The organism is Kineosporia rhizophila, assembly GCF_021277265.1.
GTDB lineage: Bacteria > Actinomycetota > Actinomycetes > Actinomycetales > Kineosporiaceae > Kineosporia > Kineosporia rhizophila.
The window spans coordinates 21,823-42,358 of sequence record NZ_JAJSOH010000022.1 but is presented as its reverse complement, the minus strand read 5'-3'; the positions used below and the strand labels follow the sequence as shown (position 1 = coordinate 42,358).

Annotated in this window: 17 protein-coding genes; 4 read left to right on the top strand and 13 right to left on the bottom strand. The window is 70.5% G+C overall.

Going from position 1 to position 20,536, the window contains the following annotated elements:
• Nucleotides 1–6: 6 nt before the first annotated feature.
• From LWF15_RS25860 to LWF15_RS25850, 3 genes are all read right to left on the bottom strand, one after another.
• Nucleotides 7–756: an ATP-binding cassette domain-containing protein gene (locus tag LWF15_RS25860; RefSeq protein ID WP_232813534.1), complete on the bottom strand. Its 750-nt coding sequence runs from the start codon at nucleotides 754–756 to the stop codon at nucleotides 7–9.
• Entirely contained in the window at nucleotides 753–1,736 is a 984-nt protein-coding gene (locus tag LWF15_RS25855) for an ABC transporter permease (RefSeq protein WP_232813533.1), read from the bottom strand. Before LWF15_RS25855 ends, LWF15_RS25860 begins: the two co-directional genes overlap by 4 nt.
• 157 nt (nucleotides 1,737–1,893) lie before the next feature.
• Nucleotides 1,894–2,940, bottom strand: coding sequence for a substrate-binding domain-containing protein (locus LWF15_RS25850; protein ID WP_232813532.1), 1,047 nt, complete (start codon nucleotides 2,938–2,940; stop codon nucleotides 1,894–1,896).
• 199 nt (nucleotides 2,941–3,139) lie between these two features.
• Between LWF15_RS25850 and LWF15_RS25845 the strand changes: the two genes are divergently transcribed.
• Nucleotides 3,140–4,366, top strand: a complete 1,227-nt coding sequence (locus LWF15_RS25845; RefSeq protein WP_232813531.1) for an ROK family transcriptional regulator — start codon at nucleotides 3,140–3,142, stop codon at nucleotides 4,364–4,366.
• Nucleotides 4,367–4,410: 44 nt separating this feature from the next.
• The gene (locus LWF15_RS25840; protein ID WP_232813530.1) at nucleotides 4,411–6,630 is read left to right on the top strand and encodes an RCC1 domain-containing protein; all 2,220 of its coding nucleotides are present in this window, start codon (nucleotides 4,411–4,413) and stop codon (nucleotides 6,628–6,630) included.
• 44 nt (nucleotides 6,631–6,674) lie between these two features.
• Here LWF15_RS25840 and LWF15_RS25835 read toward each other — a convergent pair whose 3' ends face one another.
• Nucleotides 6,675–7,076 carry a PPOX class F420-dependent oxidoreductase gene (locus tag LWF15_RS25835; protein WP_232813529.1) on the bottom strand — a complete coding sequence of 134 codons (402 nt, stop codon included), beginning with the start codon at nucleotides 7,074–7,076 and terminating at the stop codon, nucleotides 6,675–6,677.
• 68 nt (nucleotides 7,077–7,144) lie between these two features.
• Between LWF15_RS25835 and LWF15_RS25830 the strand changes: the two genes are divergently transcribed.
• Nucleotides 7,145–9,037 carry a propionyl-CoA synthetase gene (locus tag LWF15_RS25830; protein ID WP_232813528.1) on the top strand — a complete coding sequence of 631 codons (1,893 nt, stop codon included), beginning with the start codon at nucleotides 7,145–7,147 and terminating at the stop codon, nucleotides 9,035–9,037.
• 135 nt (nucleotides 9,038–9,172) lie between these two features.
• Here the strand turns inward: LWF15_RS25830 and LWF15_RS38245 are convergent, their stop codons facing one another.
• The 5 genes from LWF15_RS38245 to LWF15_RS25805 all read right to left on the bottom strand — a co-directional run bounded on the left by LWF15_RS38245 (nucleotide 9,173) and on the right by LWF15_RS25805 (nucleotide 15,382).
• Nucleotides 9,173–9,541, bottom strand: coding sequence for a hypothetical protein (locus LWF15_RS38245; RefSeq protein ID WP_352396566.1), 369 nt, complete (start codon nucleotides 9,539–9,541; stop codon nucleotides 9,173–9,175).
• A gap of 1,782 nt (nucleotides 9,542–11,323) precedes the next feature.
• Nucleotides 11,324–12,091, bottom strand: a complete 768-nt coding sequence (locus LWF15_RS25820) for an ABC transporter permease (protein WP_232813526.1) — start codon at nucleotides 12,089–12,091, stop codon at nucleotides 11,324–11,326.
• 110 nt (nucleotides 12,092–12,201) lie between these two features.
• Entirely contained in the window at nucleotides 12,202–13,161 is a 960-nt protein-coding gene (locus LWF15_RS25815) for an ATP-binding cassette domain-containing protein (protein ID WP_232813525.1), read from the bottom strand.
• A 185-nt stretch (nucleotides 13,162–13,346) separates the two neighbouring features.
• Nucleotides 13,347–14,219: a glycosyltransferase gene (locus tag LWF15_RS25810; RefSeq protein ID WP_232813524.1), complete on the bottom strand. Its 873-nt coding sequence runs from the start codon at nucleotides 14,217–14,219 to the stop codon at nucleotides 13,347–13,349.
• A complete protein-coding gene (locus LWF15_RS25805; protein ID WP_232813523.1) occupies nucleotides 14,216–15,382 on the bottom strand; it encodes a DegT/DnrJ/EryC1/StrS family aminotransferase in 1,167 nt (388 codons plus the stop codon). The genes LWF15_RS25810 and LWF15_RS25805 overlap by 4 nt, the downstream gene beginning before the upstream one ends.
• Before the next feature lie 150 nt (nucleotides 15,383–15,532).
• Between LWF15_RS25805 and LWF15_RS25800 the strand changes: the two genes are divergently transcribed.
• The gene (locus LWF15_RS25800; protein ID WP_232813522.1) at nucleotides 15,533–16,159 is read left to right on the top strand and encodes a PadR family transcriptional regulator; all 627 of its coding nucleotides are present in this window, start codon (nucleotides 15,533–15,535) and stop codon (nucleotides 16,157–16,159) included.
• On the opposite strand, the gene LWF15_RS25795 is transcribed toward LWF15_RS25800, so the two are convergent.
• From LWF15_RS25795 to LWF15_RS25780, 4 genes are read right to left on the bottom strand one after another with little or no spacing between them, the layout of a single operon-like run.
• Nucleotides 16,156–16,950 carry an ABC transporter permease gene (locus LWF15_RS25795; RefSeq protein ID WP_232813521.1) on the bottom strand — a complete coding sequence of 265 codons (795 nt, stop codon included), beginning with the start codon at nucleotides 16,948–16,950 and terminating at the stop codon, nucleotides 16,156–16,158. The genes LWF15_RS25800 and LWF15_RS25795 overlap by 4 nt on opposite strands.
• Complete coding sequence (locus LWF15_RS25790) at nucleotides 16,947–17,849, bottom strand: ABC transporter permease (RefSeq protein ID WP_232813520.1); 903 nt, start codon at nucleotides 17,847–17,849, stop codon at nucleotides 16,947–16,949. Before LWF15_RS25790 ends, LWF15_RS25795 begins: the two co-directional genes overlap by 4 nt.
• A gap of 3 nt (nucleotides 17,850–17,852) precedes the next feature.
• Nucleotides 17,853–18,998 carry an ABC transporter ATP-binding protein gene (locus tag LWF15_RS25785; protein ID WP_232813519.1) on the bottom strand — a complete coding sequence of 382 codons (1,146 nt, stop codon included), beginning with the start codon at nucleotides 18,996–18,998 and terminating at the stop codon, nucleotides 17,853–17,855.
• Between the two features lie 16 nt (nucleotides 18,999–19,014).
• Nucleotides 19,015–20,268: an ABC transporter substrate-binding protein gene (locus LWF15_RS25780; protein ID WP_232813518.1), complete on the bottom strand. Its 1,254-nt coding sequence runs from the start codon at nucleotides 20,266–20,268 to the stop codon at nucleotides 19,015–19,017.
• Nucleotides 20,269–20,536: the final 268 nt, after the last annotated feature.

Sequence of the window (20,536 nt, the reverse complement as noted above, 5' to 3'; positions counted from 1 at the left end):
CGAGGTTCAGGACTGCTGGGCGCCGGTGATCAGGGCGACGATCTCTTCTCCGGTGGTCTCGGCGGTGCGGCGGCCGGCCACGCACCGGCCTGAGCGCATCACCCAGACCTGGTCGGACAGCCGCATCACCTGGGCGAAGTTGTGGCTGATCAGGAGCACGGCGTGGCCGTCCTCGCGGAGCTTGAGGATCAGCTGCTCGACCCGCTCGGTCTCCTGGACCCCCAGGGCCGCGGTCGGCTCGTCCATGATCACCAGCTTCGAGCTGAAACCGGCGGCGCGGCAGATCGACACGGCCTGGCGCTGGCCGCCCGACAGCCGCCGCACGGTCGAGGTCACGCTGGGCACGTTCACCGCAAGCGCCGAGACCATGCGCTGCGCCTCGGCCTTCATCGCCTTGCGGTTCAGCAGACCCAGACCGTTGGTGATCTCGCGGTTGAGGAACAGGTTCTGCCAGACCGTGAGGTCCTCGACCAGCGCGAGGTTCTGGTGCACGGTCTCGATCCCGGCCTTCCGGGCGTCCTCGGGGTTGGAGAACCTCGTCTCCTCGCCGTCGAACACGATCCGGCCGGAGTCCGGGCGGTGGATGCCCGACAGGCAACGCACCAGGGTGGACTTGCCGGCGCCGTTGTCACCGACCAGAGCGGTGATCTCGCCGGGGCGCAGGGTCAGCGAGACCTCGCGCAGAGCGCGGACACTGCCGAAGGAGAGGCTGACGTCGTCGACGGAGACGAGGGCCTGGGTGGTCGTCGCGGTCACTTCTGGAACCTCATCAACAGGGCGGCCAGCACCACGACGATGCCCACCGACAGCGGCTGGTAGAACTGCGAGACGCCGACCAGGGTCAGGCCGTTGACCAGGACGGTCAGGACCAGGGCGCCGAGCACCGGGCCGATGATCGTGGCCCGGCCGCCGAGCAGGCTGACCCCGCCGAGCACCACCGCGGCCACGGTGTTCAGGGTCATCGTGGTGTCGGCGGCGGGGGAGGAGGCGCCGATCCGGGCGACCAGGAGGATGCCGGCCAGCCCGGCCAGCGTGCCGGAGAGGGTGTACACGGCCACCTTGATCCGGGCCGTGCTGATCCCGGTGGCGGTGGCCGCCTCGGGCGATCCGCCGGCCGCCAGCACGTGGGTGCCGAACCGGGTGTGGAAGAGCAGGACGTGCGCGAGCAGGGCCAGGACGACGGCGAGCAGGAAGGTGTAGCCGACGATGCCCACGCCCTGGGTGGACAGCCGCAGCAGGAACGGGCTGATCACGGTGGTGGGCTTGCCGTCGGCCAGGATCAGCGCGAGGCCGGAGGCGGCGCTGAGCGAGCCCAGGGTGACCACGAAGTCGGGGATCCGGCCCTTGGCGATCAGGGCGCCGTTGACGGCGCCGAAGACCAGGCCGGCCAGCACCGCCGCCCCCAGGCAGAGCGGAAGGCTCCAGCCCTCGGCGAAGGTCCAGCCGAGAACCACTGCCGAGAAGGTCATCACCGAGGCCACCGACAGGTCGATGCCGCCGGTGGCGATGGTGAAGGTCTGGCCGACCGAGAGGATCACCAGGATCGCCGAGGCCACCAGGATCGACTGCACGTTGCCGGAGCTGAGGAACGAGGAGTTCAGCGACTGGAACACGACGGTCAGGCCGATCAGCCCGACCAGGGCGGCCCAGTCGGCCCAGAAGGCGGGGTCTCGCAGACGCCGGCTGCGCGCCGGGCCCGGGGGTGCCGGTGGCGCTTCGAGAGTGGTTGCGGACATCGCTGAACCTTTCGTGCCGCTGTGCGGCAGTGGTTTTCGGGCAGATCGAGGACGCCGGGGATCACCGGCGGAGGCCACCTCACCAAGGGGGGTGGTGGGGGCTTACGCGGACGGGGACGGCGTGGTCAGGTCTGTGAGCCGTCCCCGCGGTCCGGAACTACTTGAGCAGTTCGGCGATCGGGTCTTCGTACTCGCCGAACGGCTTGGGGGTGGCGGCCAGCGCCTTGTCGGCGACGTCGGCCGTGACCAGTTCGACGGGGGCGTCGACACTGGTCGGGAGGCTCTTGCCGGCGGCCGCGGCGGCGCAGGCCTCGAGGCCCATCTCGCCGATGGTGTAGGGGTACTGGGCCACGGTGGCGGTCAGCCCGCCGTCCTTCACCGAGGTCAGCGCCTCCTCGACGCCGTCGGTGCCGATCACCTTGACGTCACCGGTCTTCCCGGCGTTCTCGACGGCCCGCACCACGCCCAGGGCCATGTCGTCGTTGGCCACGTAGAAGCCCTTCAGGCCGGGGTTGGCCCGCAGCACGGTGGTGGCCTGGGTGAGCGCCTTCTCGCGGTTCCAGTCGGCCGCGACCGTCTGCACCACCTTGACCGAGGAGCCCAGGCCCTGGGTGAAGCCCTCGACCCGGGCGTTGCTGGTGACGTCGCCCGAGGTGCCGCCGATGACGGCCACGTCGCCGGAGCTGACCAGCTTGGTCATCTCCGCGCCGGCGAGCTTGCCGGCCTCGACGTTGTCGGTGCCGATGTAGGTGGCCGGGGTGGCGCCGGCCGCCTCGGCGGCCTCCTCCTCGACCGGGGAGTCGATGTTCACGATCGTCTTGTCCCGCGCGGCCAGCTGGGCCAGGCCCTGCACCAGGTTGGTGCCGGTGATCGGGTTGACGATGTAGCAGCTGAAGTCCTGCCCGGCCAGGGCGGTGAGCTTGTCGGCCTGGCCGGTGGTGTCGGTGATCGAGTTGGCCGCCTGGACGGTGGTCTCCAGGCCCTGGGCCGCGGCGCCGGCCTCGATGCCGTCTTCCATGGTCTGGAAGAAGGGGTTGTCGAGGCCCTTGATGATCGCGGCGACCTTGGCCGGGGAGGCGTCGCCGCCGGAGCCACCGGCCTCGCCCGAGGAGGAGGAGTCGCCGCAGGCCGCGAGCGCGACGGCGGCGAACGACAGGGGCACGCCGAGAGCGGCGATGCGACGGATCGAGGTGCTGGCTCCCACGTTGGAGCTCCTTTGCGTACGGGTACGGCTTCGTACCGCCAACGGTCTGATCGATTACATGCCCTCTTGCGTCGGCTGTCAATCGTTAAGACCAACCCTTTTGCAAAGTTGCTACGCAGAACTAGGATGGTCCCGTGTTGTTTACCCGCGAGTTCAGCGTCGACTTGCTGGAGCGCTGCCCAGTCCCGGCGGAGATGCGATGAGCGCCGCCCCCCTGCAGTCGCAGACCTCCGGCGTCACTGCGCCGACCAGCGTGAACAGCGGTGTGGGCGAGGTTCTCGCCCTGTTCCGCGGTGGCCGGGCCCTCACCCGGGCCGAGGTGATGACCCTGACCGGTCTGTCCCGCACCACGGTGAACCAGCGGCTCGACCAGTTGCTGCAGGCCCGGCTGATCGCGGCGGCGGGTGAGGGCAGTCCCACCCGGGGCCGGCCGGCCACCCGCTTCGCCTTCCACGCCCGGCGCGGGGTGCTGCTGGTGGCCGACCTGGGCGCCACCGGGATGCGGGCGGCGGTCTGCGACCTGAACGGCGAGATCGCCTCCGAGCGGCAGCGCCGGATCGACATCACCGGCGGTCCGGACGCGATCCTGACGCTGGTCGAGCAGGAGTTCGCGGCGCTGCTGGCCGAGACCGGCACCACCCCGGCGCAGGTCCACGGCATCGGCCTGTCGGTGCCCGGCCCGGTCGACTTCGCCCGCGGGGCGGTGGTCAACCCGCCGATCATGACCGGCTGGGACGGCTACGACATCCGCGGCCGCTTCGCCCGCACCTACGACTGCCCGGTCCAGGTGGACAAGGACGTCAATGCGATGGCGATCGGCGAGTACCGGCGCAACTACCCCGACGCCGGGCACCTGCTGATGCTCAAGCTCGGCACCGGGATCGGGGCCGGGGTGGTGGTCGGCGGCCAGATCTACCGGGGCGCCGACGGCGCCGCGGGGGACATCGGGCACTCCCAGCTGAGCCAGCCCGACGACGAGAACCAGCCGCTGTGCCGATGCGGGAACATCGGCTGCGTAGAGGCCTACGTGGGCGGCTGGGCCTTGATGCGCGACCTGCAGGCCGCCGGGCGGGACGTCTCCAGCGTCGACGCGGCGATCGAGCTGGCCCTCTCCGGAGACCCGGTGGCGGTGCAGATCACCCGCCGTGCGGGCCGCGTGCTGGGAGCGGCGATCGCCGGTGCGGTAAGCCTTTTCAACCCGCGGGTGGTCGTGATCGGCGGTCAGCTGGCCCGGGTCGAGGGGCAGTTGTTCGCCGGCATCCGGGAGATGGTCTACCGCCGCTCGCTGCCGCTGGCCACCACGCGCCTGCAGATCGTGCGCAGTTCGCTGGACAACAGCGCCGGCCCGATCGGCCTGGCACTGTCGGTGGCCGACGCGGTCTTCGCCCCCGAGGCGGTGGAGCGCCTGATCACCGACGCCACCTGATCCGCTCCTCAAGACCGCCGGCCGGCGGCCGACCTAGGAAGCACATGAGGATCCGGCGCGCGCTGCTCGGGGCTGCCGTGGCGGCCCTGCTCGTGCTGGCCGCGGTGCTCCAGCCTTCCGTAGGGGCCGGTTTCACCGGCAGTACCGAAGTGCGCTCCGTGATCACGAGCCGGACCGACTTCGGGGTCGGGCCGGTCTTCCGCTGGGGGATGGACACCACTCCGCGGCTGGCGCCGGACCAGGTGGGAACCGCCTCGACCTGGGCGCAGGTCTCGGCCGGGAGCCAGCAGAGCTGCGCCCTGGGCCGGGACGCCGGTCTGTGGTGCTGGGGAACGAGCGGGACGGGCGAGCTGGGCCTGGGCAGCACCTCCGAATACGTCTACGGTCCGACCCGGCTGAGCACGGCCACCTATCGGCAGGTCTCGGCGGGGACCGGTACGACGTGCGCGATCCGGACCGATGGCACGCTCTGGTGCTGGGGGAACAACAGCGCCGGGCAGCTCGGCCTCGGCGACACCACCAACCGGTCGTCCCCGGTCCAGGTCGCCGGCGCCACCGACTGGTTGCGGGTCTCGAGCGGGCAGGCCTCGACCTGCGGCGTCCGGGCCGGCGGCACGCTCTGGTGCTGGGGCGACAACGCCTACGGGCAGCTCGGTCTCGCCGACACGGCCCGGCGGACCGTACCTGTGCAGGTGGCCCCGGACCGCTCCTGGGGCGAGGTGAGCGTGACCGCCCTTCACACCTGCGCCAGGACCACCGGCGGCGCGCTGTGGTGCTGGGGCAACAACGACAAGGGGCAGCTGGGGGTGGGCGACGCGGTCAGCCGCACCAGCCCGGTCCAGGTCGGCACCGCTACGGACTGGACCTGGGTGCGAACCGGCGGGCAGCACACCTGCGGGCTTCGGGCGACCGGCTCGGCGTGGTGCTGGGGGCTCAACTCAAGTGGGCAGCTGGGCGCCGGCGACACCGCCGACCGCGCCGTCCCGGTCCAGGCCGGCACGGCCGGCAACTGGACGTCGGTCGAGCTCGGGACGGCACACACCTGCGGGCTCCGGGCCGACGGCACCCTGTGGTGCTGGGGCAGCGGGACGCGCGGCATCCTCGGCACCGGCACCACCGCGAACCGGTCGCAGCCCACCCAGATCGGGGCCGACACCGACTGGGCCGGGGTGAGTTCCGGTGGTCAGCACACCTGTGGGGTGCGGGCCGGCGGAACGGTCTGGTGCTGGGGCTACAGCATCAACGGGCAGGCCGGGCACATCCTCACCGCGCCGGCCCGGATCGGGTCGGTCGACGACTGGCAGCGGCTCGGGCCCGGGCGGCTCAACCTCTGTGCGGTGCGCGAGAACGGCACGCTGTGGTGCTCCGACTACAACGGCTCGGCCCAGCTCGGCCAGGGCGACTACACCTCCCGTCCGGCGCTCACCCAGGTGGTGGCGGGCACCGCCTGGAACGCGTTCTGGCGTTCGGTCGGCATCGGGCAGTACCACGTCTGCGGGATCCGCCGCGAAGGAACGCTCTGGTGCTGGGGCGAGAACACCCAGGGCGAGAACGGTTCGGGCAACACCACCACCTACGGCACCCCGAACCAGGTCGGGACGGCCGCCGACTGGGCCACCGTCTCGGCCGGTCTGCAGTACACCTGCGCCACCCGGGTCGACGCCTCTCTGTGGTGCTGGGGCCTGAACTCCTCCGGTCAGCTGGGGCAGGGCGACATCACCAACCGCAGCACGCCGGTCCAGGTCGGGTCGGCCACGGTCTGGCGTCAGGTCAGCTCGGTCTACGGGGTGACCTGCGGGATCCAGGTCGACGGCAGCCTCTGGTGCTGGGGAGCCAACAGCCGCGGGCAGGTGGGGGCCGGTGACACCGCTGCCCATCGGACTCCGGTCCAGGTCGGCACGGCGCAGGACTGGGTCGAGGTGAGCACCGGACGGGTGCACAGCTGCGGGATCCGCGGCGGGGGATCCCTCTGGTGCTGGGGCAGTGGCAGCAACGGCCAGCTCGGTCTCGGTGACAACACCCAGCGCACCGAGCCGGTCCAGGTGGGCACCGCGACGGACTGGTACGCGGTGAGCGCCGGTTACGCCCACACCTGCGCGGTGCGACGTGACACCACCCTGTGGTGCTGGGGGTTCAACGGCGCCGGCCAGCTCGGCCAGGGCGACACCGTCGACCGGAACGCTCCGGTCCAGGTGCCGGGGATCAGGACGTCGCGGATGGCGACCAGCTGGTTCGGCACCTACGCCACCCAGATCGAGCCGTAGCGGCAACCCCGGCGCAACCTCGGGCCCCGCATCATGCGGGCATGTCAGTCAGCGGTGGGCACGTGGCCGAGCACCCGGTCGACCTCGATCGCCACGACCACCCGCTGCGGGTTCTCCCGGGGCTGGCGATAGCGCTGGGCGTAGCGGCGCACGGCGTCTTCCACCGCCTCCGCGTCGTCCAGCACTTGGGCCGGGCCCTCCAGGGTGAGCCAGTAGCGTCCTTCCATCACGCTCACCGCCGCCCGGCCGCCCCGGGCCGCGTTGCGCGCCTTGACGCTGGTGCCCGAGCAGATCACCCGCACCCGCCGGGCCGGTGCGTCCCAGGTGAATCCCACCGGGGTGACGTGCGGGCTGCCGTCGGCGCGCAGCGTGGTGAGGGTGGCCAGGTGCCGCTCGGTCAGCAACGGCAGGGCGGCTTCGGGCAGCTGGGCGGGGTCGAAGGACACCCGGTCAGGGTGTCACGGATGATGAGCACCGGATCCGCCAGGGTCAGGAACCACGATCGGGAGGACTCATGAGCAGCGGACAGGGTGGCTACGCCGAGGCGTACCGCAGGAGCCTGGAGGACCCGGCCGGGTTCTGGGCCGACGCGGCCCGCGAGGTGGCCTGGATCAGGAAGCCGAAACAGATCCTGGACGAGGGCAGTCCACCGGTCTACCGCTGGTACCCCGGCGCCCGGCTGAACGTCTGCTACAACGCCCTCGACCGGCACATCATCGAGGGCCGCGCCGAACAGGACGCGCTGATCTACGACTCACCGGTCACCGGCACGCAGCGTCGCTACACCTACGCCGAACTGCTCGACCTCACCGCCCGTTTCGCCGGCGGGCTGGAGGCCTGCGGGGTGACCAAGGGCGACACCGTGCTGATCTACCTGCCGATGATCCCCGAGGCGGTGATCGCCATGCTGGCCTGCGCCCGGATCGGGGCCGTGCACTCGGTGGTGTTCGGCGGGTTCGCCCCGGCCGAGCTGGCCGTCCGGATCGACGACGCCCGGCCCAAGGTGGTGGTCACCGCGTCCTGCGGGATCGAGCCGACCCGGGTGGTGGAGTACAAGCCGCTGCTCGACGAGGCGCTGCGCCGGGCCGAGCACGAGCCCGAGACCACCGTGGTGGTGCAGCGTGAGCAGGCCCGGGCCGAGATGGGCCCGAAGGACGTCGAGTGGCGCACCCTGATGACGCCGAATGCTGTGCCCCCGGCCGGTTGCGTCGCAGTGGAGGCCACCGACCCCCTGTACATCCTGTACACCTCCGGAACCACCGGACGTCCTAAAGGAATCGTTCGGGACAGCGGCGGTTACGCGGTGGCCCTGACCTGGTCGATGAAGGCGATCTACGGGGTCGGGCCGGGGGACGTCATGTTCACCGCCAGCGACGTCGGCTGGGTGGTGGGCCACTCGTACATCGTCTACGGGCCGCTGCTGGCCGGCGCCACCACGGTGCTCTACGAGGGCAAGCCGATCGGGACCCCCGACGCCGGGGCGTTCTGGCGCGTGGTCGAAGAGCACTCCGTGAACGCGATCTTTACCGCGCCCACCGCCTTCCGGGCGATCCGGCGGGCCGACCCCGACGCGGAACTGCTTGCCGGTCGCGACATCTCGAGCCTGAAGACGCTGTTCCTGGCGGGCGAGCGGCTGGACCCGGACACCTACCGCTGGGCCTCGGAGAAACTGGGCGTACCCGTGGTGGACAACTGGTGGCAGACCGAGACCGGCTGGCCGATCTGCGCCAACCCCCGCGGTCTGGACGATCTGCCGATCAAGCCGGGCTCCCCGTCGGTGCCGATCCCCGGCTACGACGTGCAGGTGCTCGGCCCCACCGGGGAGGTGCTGCCGCCCGGCACCGAGGGGGCGATCTGCCTGCGCCTGCCGATGCCCCCGGGCACCCTGGCCACGCTCTGGCAGGACGACGACCGGTACGTCTCCAGCTATCTGTCCGCCTTCCCGGGCTGGTACCTGTCCGGCGACGGCGGTTTCAAGGACGAGGACGGGTACGTCTTCGTGATGGGCCGGACCGACGACGTGATCAACGTGGCCGGCCACCGGCTCTCCACCGGTTCGATGGAGGCCGTGCTGGCAGCCCACCCGGCGGTGGCCGAGTGCGCGGTGATCGGGGTGCACGACGAGCTGAAGGGGCAGCTGCCGCGCGGTCTGGTGGTGCTGAAGTCGGGCGTGGACACGCCCGCCGCGCAGGTGCAGACCGAACTGGTCGAGCTGGTGCGCTCGGAGATCGGCGCGGTGGCCTCGCTGCGCCGGGTCGACGTGGTGGCGGCCCTGCCCAAGACCCGCTCGGGCAAGATCCTGCGCAAGACCATGCGCCAGATCGCCGACGGCGCCGAGGTCACGGTGCCGAGCACGATCGAGGACGCCTCGGTGCTGGAGGCGCTCGGCCCCGTGCTGCGCAGCTGAAGAAGCCGGTAGGGCGCATCCGCGGCCGGATGCGCCCTACAGGTCGATCTTCAGGGAACCGTCGAACCGGACGCTGCGAATGGTCTGGACCTCCGCAGGCCGGGCCTCGATCGCCCTCGGGGCGGGGGTACGCCCTCAGATCTCGATGGTGCGCTCCAGGTTCGCCAGCTTCCGGCGGGCCAGGGCCAGGTTCGAGCGGTGCTTGTCCAGGGCGAGGTACAGGAACAGCCCGATGCCGGTCTGGTCGGTGATCAGCCGGATCAGGTGGTACTGCGAGTCCAGCGTGATCAGGATGTCCTCGATGCCCTCGCGCAGGCCGAGCGCCTCCATCGTGCGCAGCTTGGCCCGCACCACCTCGGTGTTGCCCGCCGCGGCGACCTCGAGGTTGAGGCTGCCGCCACCGGCCTGGCCGAGAGTCATGCCGCTCGTGTAGTCCACGAGCGCGACGCCGACGGCGCCGTCGATCTGCATGGCTTCCTTGAGAACGGTGTCGATGTTGGTCATGTAAGCATCCTTTGGCGAGCGGAGTTGCAGAGCGGATCCGGGCCGATCGCCCGGACCGGGGCCCAGAGGTCTGCGGGCAGGACTACCAACCGGCCCCGCGGACCGGCTGCCGAGATGACTCTCTGGTTGTCTCTCGGCAGGCCGGGCCGGGAACCAATCCGCCGATTGGTCGGTCCGGCGACGCATCGTGCTGTCCGGTTCCACTGCGGGGGCCGGGTGGCCCTGCAGGTGCCGGAGGTTCAGGGGTTCGGTGGTCGGCGAGATCGCCGGGGGTGTGGCCGGGGGCTGGTACGCCGCCGGGGTCACGGGCGGGGCTTGGTAGGCCGGCGGAGTGACGGGCGGGGCCTGGTAGGCGGGCGGAGGCACGGTCGGGGGCTGATAGGCCGCCGGGGTGACGGCGGGGGAACCCACCGGAGGCGTGCCGTAACCGGTGCCGTCGTAACCCTGGTAGCCCGGGTTGGCGTAGGGCGCGCTCGGCGCCGGGCGCCCCTGACCGGGGTGGGCCGGCTGCTGCTGCCCGTACGGCTGTTCGGCCGGGCGGGGGGCGGAGGCCTGCTGGGGCCGGGGAACCCGCCGGCGCTCTTCGTGACGGTAGGCACCCGCGGCCGAGGTGGGGGGCGGAGCCACCGGGCCGGCCTGCGCGCGCGGGGTGTGGGGGGCATGGGTGGCGGTGGCGGCCGCTGCGGCGTGGGCCGCGGCCGCCTGGCGCCGCGCCTCCTCGACCGGCTCGGCCGACACCAGGTAGGTGCCCGAGACCGGAGAGATCACGGTGGCGGAGGCGATGATCGCCTCGGCACCGGTGACCGGAGGCACCACTTCGGCGGCCTCGGGCACGCTGTGCTGCGGGGTCGGCGGCTGGGAGGAGCGACGGCTGCGGGCCGGCAACGGGGCCCCCGGCTCGAACGCGAACCGGTGCTCCTGCGACTCGGAGCTGACCCGCAGGTCGATGTGGTCGCCACCGCGCATGTCGGCGGGCCGCAGCGGGACCGGCATCTCACCGGAGTCGGTCGGCGTGGGGGCGGGGACGGCCGGACGGCCGCCCTCGGCCGGGCTCGGGTTGGCGTGCTTGGCGTCGCTGCGGGTCATCCGCTGACGGATTCCGGCGAAGCCCCGGGGTGAATTACTCATCGAGTCTCCAGTCGTCCAGGGCTGGCGGCTCATACGCAGATGTGTGCCTTCCCCACTGTCCGGACAATGGAAACACACGTTGTCAGGCCAGGGAAGCCGCATTCCGGAAAGCTGTCGTCATTCGGGCTCGGCCTCGGCCGGAAACACCTGGGCGGATCTCTTTCCGGAACTCAGGGTGACGAAACTGTGATGGATTGTGCGGGCGGTCGGGCACTCGCCGTGATGCTGTCCGAGGCATTCCGTGTCAGCAGGGGCCTCGGTAAACGCTGCATTCTGACGCTGGGTAGACCAGCGGCAACACAGTGACACAAATCTATGTCAGAGTCGTGGGAATGAGCCTCTGCGTAATGGCGTCATCACGATCGGCATTACTGCGGAGCGTTCATCTGCCGACTCTCCGGACGCCTTCCGGGCGTTGCGTATTTGTCATGGTCACGGTTCGGTGACGCCGAGCGGCCCGCTCGGAGAGAGTTGTAAACCTCACGGGATAGTCTCACCCGATCGGAGTAGGCAACATAAGGGAAAACCCCCGGAATTCGCCCGCGGAATTGCGAGCAGCAATTTGAGTATGTCCGTTTCGGGCATTTTAATGGGGATTCTTGCCGGCCGACCGGGCCTTGAGTGAGACCCGGCCGGCCGCATGAGTCAAGTTGATCAGGCGGACTCGCGGCGGAAGGTGCGGGCGCCGAACCACAGCGACGCCGCCACCAGGGCGGCGGTGGCCAGCGACCCCCACAGGGCCGAGGCGCTGGCCAGATCCCCGGAGAAGAACGAGCGGGTGGCGTCGACGGTGTGCTTGAGCGGGTTGACGTCGGAGAGGTGGCGCAACCAGGCCGGCGCGAGCGACATCGGCAGCAGGATCCCCGAGAGCAGGAGCAACGGCATGGCCAGGCCGTTGAACAGCGGGGCCAGCGCATCCTCGCTGCGCAGCAGCAGCGCGCAGCCGTAGGAGAGCGACGCGAAGGCCGCGCCCAGCCCGGCCACGATCAGCAGGGAGAGCAGCACCCCGGCGATCGGGGCCCGCAGGCCGAACGGGACGGCGGCGGTCAGCAGCAGCACGGTCTGCACCACGATCACCACCACGTCGCGCAGCACCCGCCCGGCCAGCAGGGCCACCCGGCTGCAGGGGCTCACCCGTTGCCGTTCGATCACGCCGGCCCGGTACTCGGCCACCAGGCCGAAGCCGACGAACGCGGCGCCGAACATGCCCAGCTGCACCAGCAGGCCGGGTACGAAGATCTGCCACTCGTCGCCCGGGGGCAGACCCGGGGTGCTGGCCACCACCGGTTTCAGCAGAGGGCCGAAAAGGGCCAGGTAGAGCAGGGGCTGGGTCAGGCCGAGCACGACCCAGACCGGATTGCGCAGGCTCAGGCGCATCTGGCGCTCGAAGGTCAGCCAGGTGTCACGCCACACGGAGTTCATCGTCGGCTCCTCGGTCGAGAACAGAGGGCGGGTCGGGTCGCCGTCGGCGGACAGCGGCCGGACCCGTGGGGATCGGGTCGGGTGAGGGGGTGCGCGGCTGTTCAGGCCGTTCAGGCGGCGGGCTCGTCGCGCAGGGAGCGCCCGGTCAGGTTGAGGAACACGTCGTCGAGCGTCGGGCGGCGCACCTCGATGCCCGCCAGCTCGACCTGTTTGGCGTCGAGTTCGCGCAGCAGCCGGGGCAGCAGGGCGCCGGCCTCGGGCACGTGCACGGTGATCTGGTCGCGTTCGACGGCGGGCTCGTCGGCCCCGGGGAGGGCGGCCATCACGCCCACCGCGTCGGCCCGTCGGCCCGGCTCGGCCAGCCGGACCACCACCGCGTCGCCGCCCACGCCGGCCTTCAGCTCTTCCTTCGTGCCGGCCGCCACGATCCGGCCGTGGTCGATCACCAGCAGCCGGTCGCACAACTGGTCGGCCTCGTCCAGGTAGTGCGTGGTCAGGAAGACCGTGCCGCCCAGGTCGTCGCGCAGCCGGCGGATGTGGTCCCACAGGTTGGCCCGCGACTGCGGGTCGAGCCCGGTGGTGGGCTCGTCGAGGAACACCAGGCCGGGGGAGTGCATCAGGCCGATCACGATGTCGAGCCGGCGGCGCTGGCCCCCGGACAGAGAGGAGCACTTGCGCTCCCACAGACCGTCCAGGTCGAGCTGGCCGAACAGTTCCTGGCCCCGGGCGGCGGCGTCGCGCCGGCTCACGCCGTACAGCCGGGCCTGGTCGACACACTCCTCGCCGGCCCGGGCCTCGGGCAGGGTGACCCCGCCCTGGGCCACGTAACCGATGTTGCGGCGCACCCCCACCGGATCACGCAGCAGGTCGTGCCCGGCCACGGTGGCCTGGCCCGAGGTGGGGCGCAGCAGGGTGGTCAGCATGCGCAGGGTGGTGGTCTTGCCCGCCCCGTTCGGGCCGAGGAAGCCGACGATCTCGCCGGTCTCCACGTCGAGGTCGACCCCGCGGACGGCCTCGACCGGGCCGGTGCGGGTGGTGAACGTCCTGGTCAGTGCGCGGGCATGGATCATGGCAACTCGTCCCCCAGAGTCTTGGCCTGCACAAAAGCGTTGTGCGCCAACTGATCACGCGGTGTGCGACAGATCCGCGACATCACCATGGTGGACCCGTCCGGGTGAAGTAGTCAAGTTTGACTACTTCGCGTGGGGCAAAGACAAGGGGCCGTGCGTGGTCACGCACGGCCCCTTCCGGACTCCTACAGGTACAGGACCCGGTGCCGAAGGCTGCCCTCGAGGCGGCCGACCGCGATGCCGGCCACGGTGGCGAGGCGGGCCCGGCCCTCGGGACGGAACGCGCCGGGCAGGGCCATCAGCACCCGCACCCAGCTGCCCAGCATCTGCCGCGGGCCGCGCCGGCGCATGCCCGCGTTGCGGAACTTGCGGTAGAGGACCACCTCACCCACGCCGTAACCGCGCTCCTGCTGGTAGATCTCGCGCGGCCCGACGCGGTAGCGGTAGTGCAGCACCGCCCCCGGCACGAAGCTGGCCTTCACCCCGGCCCGGTCCAGCCGCCATGAGATGTCCAGGTCGTGCTGGGTGGGCAGGGACTCGTCGAAACCGTTCACCCGCTCGATCGCCTCGCGCCGGGCCCCCATCGAGGCGCCCACCACGGCCGGGCCGTAGTTGCAGTACTCGTCGATCTGCTTGCTCTGCAACAGGTCCCGACGGGCCCGGACGGCGGGTGGGTTGAGCAGTTCGACGTCGAGCTCCCCGCCCACGTAGGGGGCGGTGGCCAGGGCCCGGGCCATCCGGTCGAGGTAGCCCTCGGCCAGCAGGTCGTCGCTGTCCACGAACACGAAGACCTCGCCGGTGGTCCGGGCGATGCCGTGGTTGAGGGCGGTCGCCTGGTACCCCGGTTCGGGCACCCGCAGGACCCGGAAGTTGGGCAGGCGGTCGGCGAACCGCTGGGCGACCTCGACGGTGGTGTCGGTCGAGCCGTTGTCCACCACCACGACCTCCCACCACCCCTCGTACTTCTGGGCCGCGACCGACTCCAGGGTGTCGGCCAGGGTCGAGGCGCTGTTCCGGCAGCAGATCACCACGCTCAGCGTGGGAGGTGCGCTCGTCATCCGGCGGCGCCGAAGAAGGTGTTGACGGCTGTGATCACACGCTCGAGGGTGGCATCGTCCATGTACGGGTGCAGCGGCAGGGTCAGGACCTCTTCGGTGGCGGCCTCGGTCACCGTCAGCGGGCCGCGCCGGCTGGCGGCGTAGAAGCTGAACTCGTGGGCCCCCAGGAAGTGGATGCCACTGGCCACGCCGTGCTCGTTCAGGTGCTGGATCAGGGCCTGGCGGCGGCTGCCGTCGCGCAGCCGCAGCACGTAGATGTACGGCGCCACGTCTTTCCAGGCGGTGTCGAAGAGCCTTACGTGCCCGGCCTTCTCGAGGCCGCCGAAGGCCCGGTCGTAGATCCGGCAGTACTCCTGGCGGTTGCGGATGAACTCGTCGGCCAGCCCGAGCTGGGCCAGGCCGATCGCGGCGGGCACCGAGCCGAGGTGGCAGCGGTAGCCCTGGCGGACCACGTCGAACTCCCAGTTGCGCTGGTTCTTGTAGCGGGCGTCGGTGTCCGAGTCGATGCCCAGGTGCCGCAGCTCGTGCAGGGCCTGCACGTCGGCCGGGTCGGAGGTGACCACGGCGCCGCCCTCCAGGGTGGTGATGGTCTTCACCGGGCCGAAGCTGAAACAGGTGATGTCGCCGAAGGAACCGACCGGCCGGCCCTTGCTCAGGGTGCCGAAGGCGTGCGCCGCGTCCTCGATCACCCGCAGGCCGTGCCGGCCGGCCAGCTCGGTCAGCTCGTCGAGCCGGCAGGGCAGGCCCAGGTAGTCGACCGCCAGGACGGCCCGGGTGCGCTCGGTGACCAGCTCCTCCACCCGGGCCGGGTCGATGCTCAGGAAGCCGTCCTCGATGTCGCAGAACACGATCTCGGCGCCGGTGCGGCTCATCGCCTGGTGCCCGGCCACGTAGGTGAAGGCCGGGGCGATCACCTCGTCGCCCGGGCCCAGGCCGATCAGGCGCCCGGCGATGTGCAGCGCCTCGGTGCAGGAGTTGGTGGAGACCACGCGCCGGCCGTCCAGGCGCAGGAAACGCTCGAGCCCGAGCTCGAACTCCTGGCTGAGCCGGCCCATGCCGAGCCAGCCGGCCTCGAGGGCGGACTGCGCTGCGGCGGTGACCTCGGGGCCCAGGTAGGGCCGGTAGACCGGGATACGTTCCAGGGCTGTCGTGGGCGTGGGCATGGAACTCCTCATCGCTCGCGGTGCCGGCGTACGGACCAAGCGCGTTATGACCCAGGTCACACGCACCTTACGTTCCGTTAGGGTTCGCGGCAAGCATCCGCCCGGCCGGTGCGGCGCGGATTCGCCCGATGGGCGGCATAGGCTTCGGCCATGTCCGTGACCAGGCTTCTCGTGCTGGGGGCCGTGCGCATCTTCCAGCCCACCCACGGCTACTTCGTTCGTCGGGAGCTGGGCAGCTGGCAGGTGGCCGAGTGGGCGCACCTGAACCCCGGTTCGGTCTACAACGCGCTGCGCGGCCTGACCAGGGAGGGGCTGCTGGTCGAGGAGCCGGACCCGGAGGGCGGCAGCAAGAAGAAGATGGTCTACCGCCTGACCGTGGACGGGGACACGGAGTTCCAGCGGCTGGTGCGCAAGGCCCTGTGGGAGCTGCACCCCTTCGAGCAGGACTGGATCAGCGCGGGCATCTCGTTCTGGTGGGTGCTGTCCCGCGAGGAGGTCGTGGCGGCCCTCACCGCCCGGATCAGCCTGCTCGAGGCCCGGGTGGCCAGCATCGGTTACACGGCGCGGGAGGTCGGCCCCTCGGCCCCCGGCCAGCCGGAGCACGTGGTGGAGATGTTCCACTTCCAGGTCGCATTGCTGCGCGCCGAGCAGCAGTGGGTGGGCGAGGTGCTGGAGCGCATCCGTTCCGGCAGCTACGGCTTCGCCGGTGAGCCGCCGGAACGGGCTTTCCCCGGCCAGAACCCGATGCTCCCGGCCGGGGAGAGCGACGCGACCTAACTGGCGAGCTGCTTCTCGCGGCGCCAGCGGAACAGTTCGGCCGCCAGCACGATGCCCATCGCCAGCAGGAACATCGCCGAGCCGATCACGTAGGCGTCGGCCGGGATACCGCGCTGCGCCGACACGTACACGAACTTCGGGAACGTGTTGACGTCACCGGAGACGAAGTTGGTGATGATGAAGTCGTCGAACGAGAGGCTGAACGCCAGCAGGGCGGCGCCGGCGATACCGGGGGCCACCAGCGGCAGGGTGACCCGGCGGAACGTCTCGAACTCGTTGGCGTACAGGTCCTGCGCGGCCTGCTCCAGGCGCGGGTCCAGGCCGGCGATCCGGGCCTTCACCGCCACCACCACGAAGCTGATGCTGAACATGACGTGCGCGATCACCACGGTGACCAGGCCGAGCTCGATCCGCAGGTTCAGGAACAGGGTCAGCAGCGAGGCGGCCAGGACCACCTCGGGGGTGGCCATCGGCAGGAAGATCAGCAGGTTGGTCGGGGTGCGGCCGCGGAACCGGTAGCGGGCCAGGGCGAAGGCCACCATCGTGCCCAGCACGGTGGCGATCAGGGTCGAGGCCAGGCCGATCTTCAGGCTGTTGCCGAGCGCCGCGCAGACGTCCGGGGCGTTGCACGGGTTGGTCCAGTTCTCCAGCGTGAACCCGCGCCAGGTCAGGTTGGACCGGGCCGGCTGGTTGAAGCTGAACACCATCACGTAGGCGATCGGGGTGAAGATGTAGGCGAACGCCAGCACCCCGTAGATGTGCAGGGCGTACTTCGAGAGCCAGCGCGTCATACCAGTTCCTCCGTGCCGGCGCGGCGGACGTAGAGCACGACCAGCACCAGGATGATCGCCATCAGGACGAAGCTGAGCGCGGCCGCGGTCGGGTAGTCGACCACCCGGAAGAAGCGGCTCTCCACCACGTTCCCGATCATCGTGGTGCGGGTGTTGCCCAGCAGGTTGGCGTTGACGTAGTCGCCCGAGGCGGGGATGAAGGTGAGCAGCGTCCCGGCCACCACCCCCGGCATCGACAGCGGGAAGGTGACCTTGCGCAGCACGGTCGGGCCGTTGCCGTACAGGTCGCCGCCGGCCTCGATCAGCCGCGGGTCGATCCGCTCCAGGCTGGAGTACAGCGGCAGCACCATGAACGGCAGGAAGTTGTAGGTGATGCCGGCGACCACCGCGATCGGGCTGGCGGTGACGGCCAGGTCCTGCGGGATCAGGTGCAGCCACTTCAGCGACGAGACCACCCAGCCGTCGTCCGAGAGGATCTGCCGCCAGGCCAGGGTGCGCAGCACGAAACTGGTGAAGAACGGCGCCACCACCAGCACCAGCAGCAGGTTCCGGGCCCGCCCGGCCCGGAAGGCGATCAGGTAGGCCAGCGGGTAGCCGATCGCCAGGCACAGCAGGGTGGCCAGGCTGGAGTACAGGAACGAGCGGGCGAAGTGCCCGCGGTAGGCGGTGATCGCGTCCCAGTAGTTGCCCAGCCGGAAGGTCTGGACGAACTCACCGGGAAGGCCGCTGCCGGAAGGGGTCTGGGTGGAGGTGCCGGCCAGGGTGAAGATCGGCACGATGAAGAAGATCCCGAGCCAGAGCAGCCCCGGCAGCAGCAGGAGCAGCACGGTGCGCAGTTGCCGGCCGGAGGCCCGGGGCAGGGCCTCGGTGTCGGCCGCGGTGGGGGTCAGGGCGGGCATCGCTCAGCCCTTCAGCGCGGTGAGCTCGGCCGCGTCCTCGTCGACCCCGGCGTCCGCGTCGCCGGCCAGGCCGAAGCTGTGGTCCGGTTCCCAGGCCAGCTGCACCTGCTCGCCGTCACGGAAACCGACGCCCAGGCCCAGGTTCTGGGAGAACACGGTGAGGTTCTGCCCCCAGGGCATGCGCACCAGGTACTGGGTGGACACGCCCAGGTAGCTCGCGTCCACGACCACTCCACCCGTGAACCGGTTGAGTGCGTGCGGTACCCGCGCACCGGCGTCCATGATCTGGATCTTCTCCGGCCGGACGCCGAGCAGCAGGTCACCGTCGTTCTCGCAGCGACCACGCAGGATGCCCACCCGCTGGCCCTGCACCTCGACCACCAGGTAGTCGCCGTCGGTGCCGGCCCGGCGCACCGGCACCAGGTTGGACTGGCCCAGGAAGTTCGCCACGAACGTGGTCCGCGGCGCCTCGTACAGGTCGGTCGGCGCCCCCAGCTGCTCGATCCGGCCGTGGTTCATCACCGCCACCCGGTCGGCCATCGTCATGGCCTCCTCCTGGTCGTGCGTGACGTGCACGAAGGTGATGCCGACCTCGGTCTGGATGCGCTTGAGCTCGATCTGCATCTGGCGGCGCAGTTTCAGGTCCAGGGCGCCCAGCGGCTCGTCCAGCAGCAGCACCTGGGGCCGGTTCACCACGGCCCGGGCCAGGGCGATGCGCTGCTGCTGACCACCGGACAGCTGGGCCGGCCGGCGCTTGGCCAGGTGGCCCAGCTCGACCAGGTCGAGGGCGTCCAGGGCCTGCTGCCGCACGTTCTTCACCCCACGCCGGCGCAGGCCGAACGCGACGTTCTCGAACACCGACAGGTGCGGGAAGAGCGCGTAGTTCTGGAAGACCGTGTTGACCGGCCGCTGGTACGGCTTGCGGTGGGTCACGTCCAGACCGCCCAGGTGGATCGTGCCCTCGGTGGGTTCCTCGAGCCCGGCCACCATCCGCAGGGTGGTGGTCTTGCCGCAGCCCGACGGGCCGAGCAGGGCGAAGAACTCGCCCTGCTCGATCGTCAGGTCCAGGCCGTCGACGGCCGTGAACGCGGAGAACCGCTTGGTCACGCCGCTGAGCCGCAGGTCCGAGCCCGCTTCCGCAGTCGCCATGGTGAAACCCCTTGTTTCAGTTGCCGAGGACGCGCTGGAACTCGGAGGTGAACTCGGTCTCCTCGGTGCCCTCGAGCGTCCGGAAGACCTTGACCTTGGCCAGGTCCGCCTGGTCGGGGAAGATCTTCGGGTTCTTGGCCAGGGCCCGCAGTTCCTTGTCCTTGCTGGAGGCCATGACCTCCTGGGCACCCTTCACCGGGCAGATGTAGTTCACGTAGGCGGCGACCTCGGCGGCGACCTCGGGGTCGTAGTAGTAGTTCATCAGCGCCTCGGCGTTGGTGCGGTGCGGGGAGCCGATCGGCACCAGCATGTTGTCGCTCCAGAGGGTGCCGCCGGCCTCCGGGATCGCGAACCCCCACTTGTCGCCGTTCTCGGCGTTCAGCTGGGTGATGTCGCCGGACCAGCCGATCACCGCGAGCGCGTCGCCGGAGATCAGGTCCTCCTTGTAGGAGTTGCCCTTCACCTGGCGGATCTGGCCGTTGGTGAGCTGCTCCTCGAGCACGTCGAGGGCGTTGCCGAACTGGTCGGCGGTGAACGCGCCGGAGATGTCGACGCCCTGGTTGAGCATGATCAGGCCGAGCGTGTCACGCATCTCCGAGAGCACCTCGACCTTGCCCTTGAGCTCGGGCTTCCACAGGTCGTCGACGCTCTTGAGGCCCTTGGGCAGGCGCTCCTTGTTCCAGGCGATGCCGGCGTAACCGGACTGCCAGGTGAGCGAGTACTTACGGCCGTTGTCGAAGTCGACCGTCTTCAGGTTGTCCAGGATGTTCGCGGCGTTGGGCAGGTTGGCCTGGTTCAGCTCCTGCACGTAGCCCTGCTTGATCACCCGGGCGGCCATGTAGTCGGTGAAGACGATGACGTCCTTGCCGATGTCCTGGCCGTTGCGCAGCTGGCCCTGGATCTTGCCGTAGTACGAGTCGTTGTCCTCGATCGCCTCGTCGTACGTGGCGGTGATCCCGGACTCCTTCTCGAAGGCCTGGAGCGTCGGGTAGTTCTTGGTGTTGTCGTCGTAGTCCAGGTACAGCGTCCAGTTGGCCCAGTTGACCTTCTTCTCGGTGGCCGAGAGGTCCTTGGCGGCCGTGGGCCTGCCGTCGCCTTCACCGCCGCTGGTGCCGGGGGCCGAGGTGCCACAGGCGGCGAGGGCGGCGCCGAGCCCGGCGGTGCCGGCTCCGGCGAACAACGTCCGGCGGCTGAACCGGCCGGCCGAACGTTGCGCGCGGATGACAGCCGCGGCTTCGGGGGAAAGCGGACGGCGGCGGCGCTGGGTCATGGGACGTAAGTCCTTTCCTGACACTTCGGGTGGCGCTTCGGGAGGGCGACCGGACGCATGGGCAGGCGTCAGGCTAAGTGCGGAATTCGGCTCCGGCGCCTATCACGCACTGTTCGCAACACGTCGTTAACTTTCGCGGGGACCGGCGGCGCTCTCACGATGCGTCACCGTCAGGAAGTACCCGGGGGCAGATCGATTCCGGATACTGACACGCCGTTAACTTGCACGGCAAGGCGTCAACATGGTTTTCCGTGGCGTTCGCCGGGTA

What these genes read in the sequence shown, in the direction of transcription:
- LWF15_RS25855 (WP_232813533.1), bottom strand. Translation starts at nt 1,736, where the DNA reads ATGTCCGCAACCACTCTCGAAGCGCCACCGGCACCCCCGGGCCCGGCG.
- LWF15_RS25845 (WP_232813531.1), top strand. Translation starts at nt 3,140, where the DNA reads ATGAGCGCCGCCCCCCTGCAGTCGCAGACCTCCGGCGTCACTGCGCCG.
- LWF15_RS25840 (WP_232813530.1), top strand. Translation starts at nt 4,411, where the DNA reads ATGAGGATCCGGCGCGCGCTGCTCGGGGCTGCCGTGGCGGCCCTGCTC.
- LWF15_RS25830 (WP_232813528.1), top strand. Translation starts at nt 7,145, where the DNA reads ATGAGCAGCGGACAGGGTGGCTACGCCGAGGCGTACCGCAGGAGCCTG.
- LWF15_RS38245 (WP_352396566.1), bottom strand. Translation starts at nt 9,541, where the DNA reads ATGACCAACATCGACACCGTTCTCAAGGAAGCCATGCAGATCGACGGC.
- LWF15_RS25820 (WP_232813526.1), bottom strand. Translation starts at nt 12,091, where the DNA reads ATGAACTCCGTGTGGCGTGACACCTGGCTGACCTTCGAGCGCCAGATG.
- LWF15_RS25815 (WP_232813525.1), bottom strand. Translation starts at nt 13,161, where the DNA reads ATGATCCATGCCCGCGCACTGACCAGGACGTTCACCACCCGCACCGGC.
- LWF15_RS25810 (WP_232813524.1), bottom strand. Translation starts at nt 14,219, where the DNA reads ATGACGAGCGCACCTCCCACGCTGAGCGTGGTGATCTGCTGCCGGAAC.
- LWF15_RS25805 (WP_232813523.1), bottom strand. Translation starts at nt 15,382, where the DNA reads ATGCCCACGCCCACGACAGCCCTGGAACGTATCCCGGTCTACCGGCCC.
- LWF15_RS25800 (WP_232813522.1), top strand. Translation starts at nt 15,533, where the DNA reads ATGTCCGTGACCAGGCTTCTCGTGCTGGGGGCCGTGCGCATCTTCCAG.
- LWF15_RS25795 (WP_232813521.1), bottom strand. Translation starts at nt 16,950, where the DNA reads ATGACGCGCTGGCTCTCGAAGTACGCCCTGCACATCTACGGGGTGCTG.
- LWF15_RS25790 (WP_232813520.1), bottom strand. Translation starts at nt 17,849, where the DNA reads ATGCCCGCCCTGACCCCCACCGCGGCCGACACCGAGGCCCTGCCCCGG.
- LWF15_RS25785 (WP_232813519.1), bottom strand. Translation starts at nt 18,998, where the DNA reads ATGGCGACTGCGGAAGCGGGCTCGGACCTGCGGCTCAGCGGCGTGACC.
- LWF15_RS25780 (WP_232813518.1), bottom strand. Translation starts at nt 20,268, where the DNA reads ATGACCCAGCGCCGCCGCCGTCCGCTTTCCCCCGAAGCCGCGGCTGTC.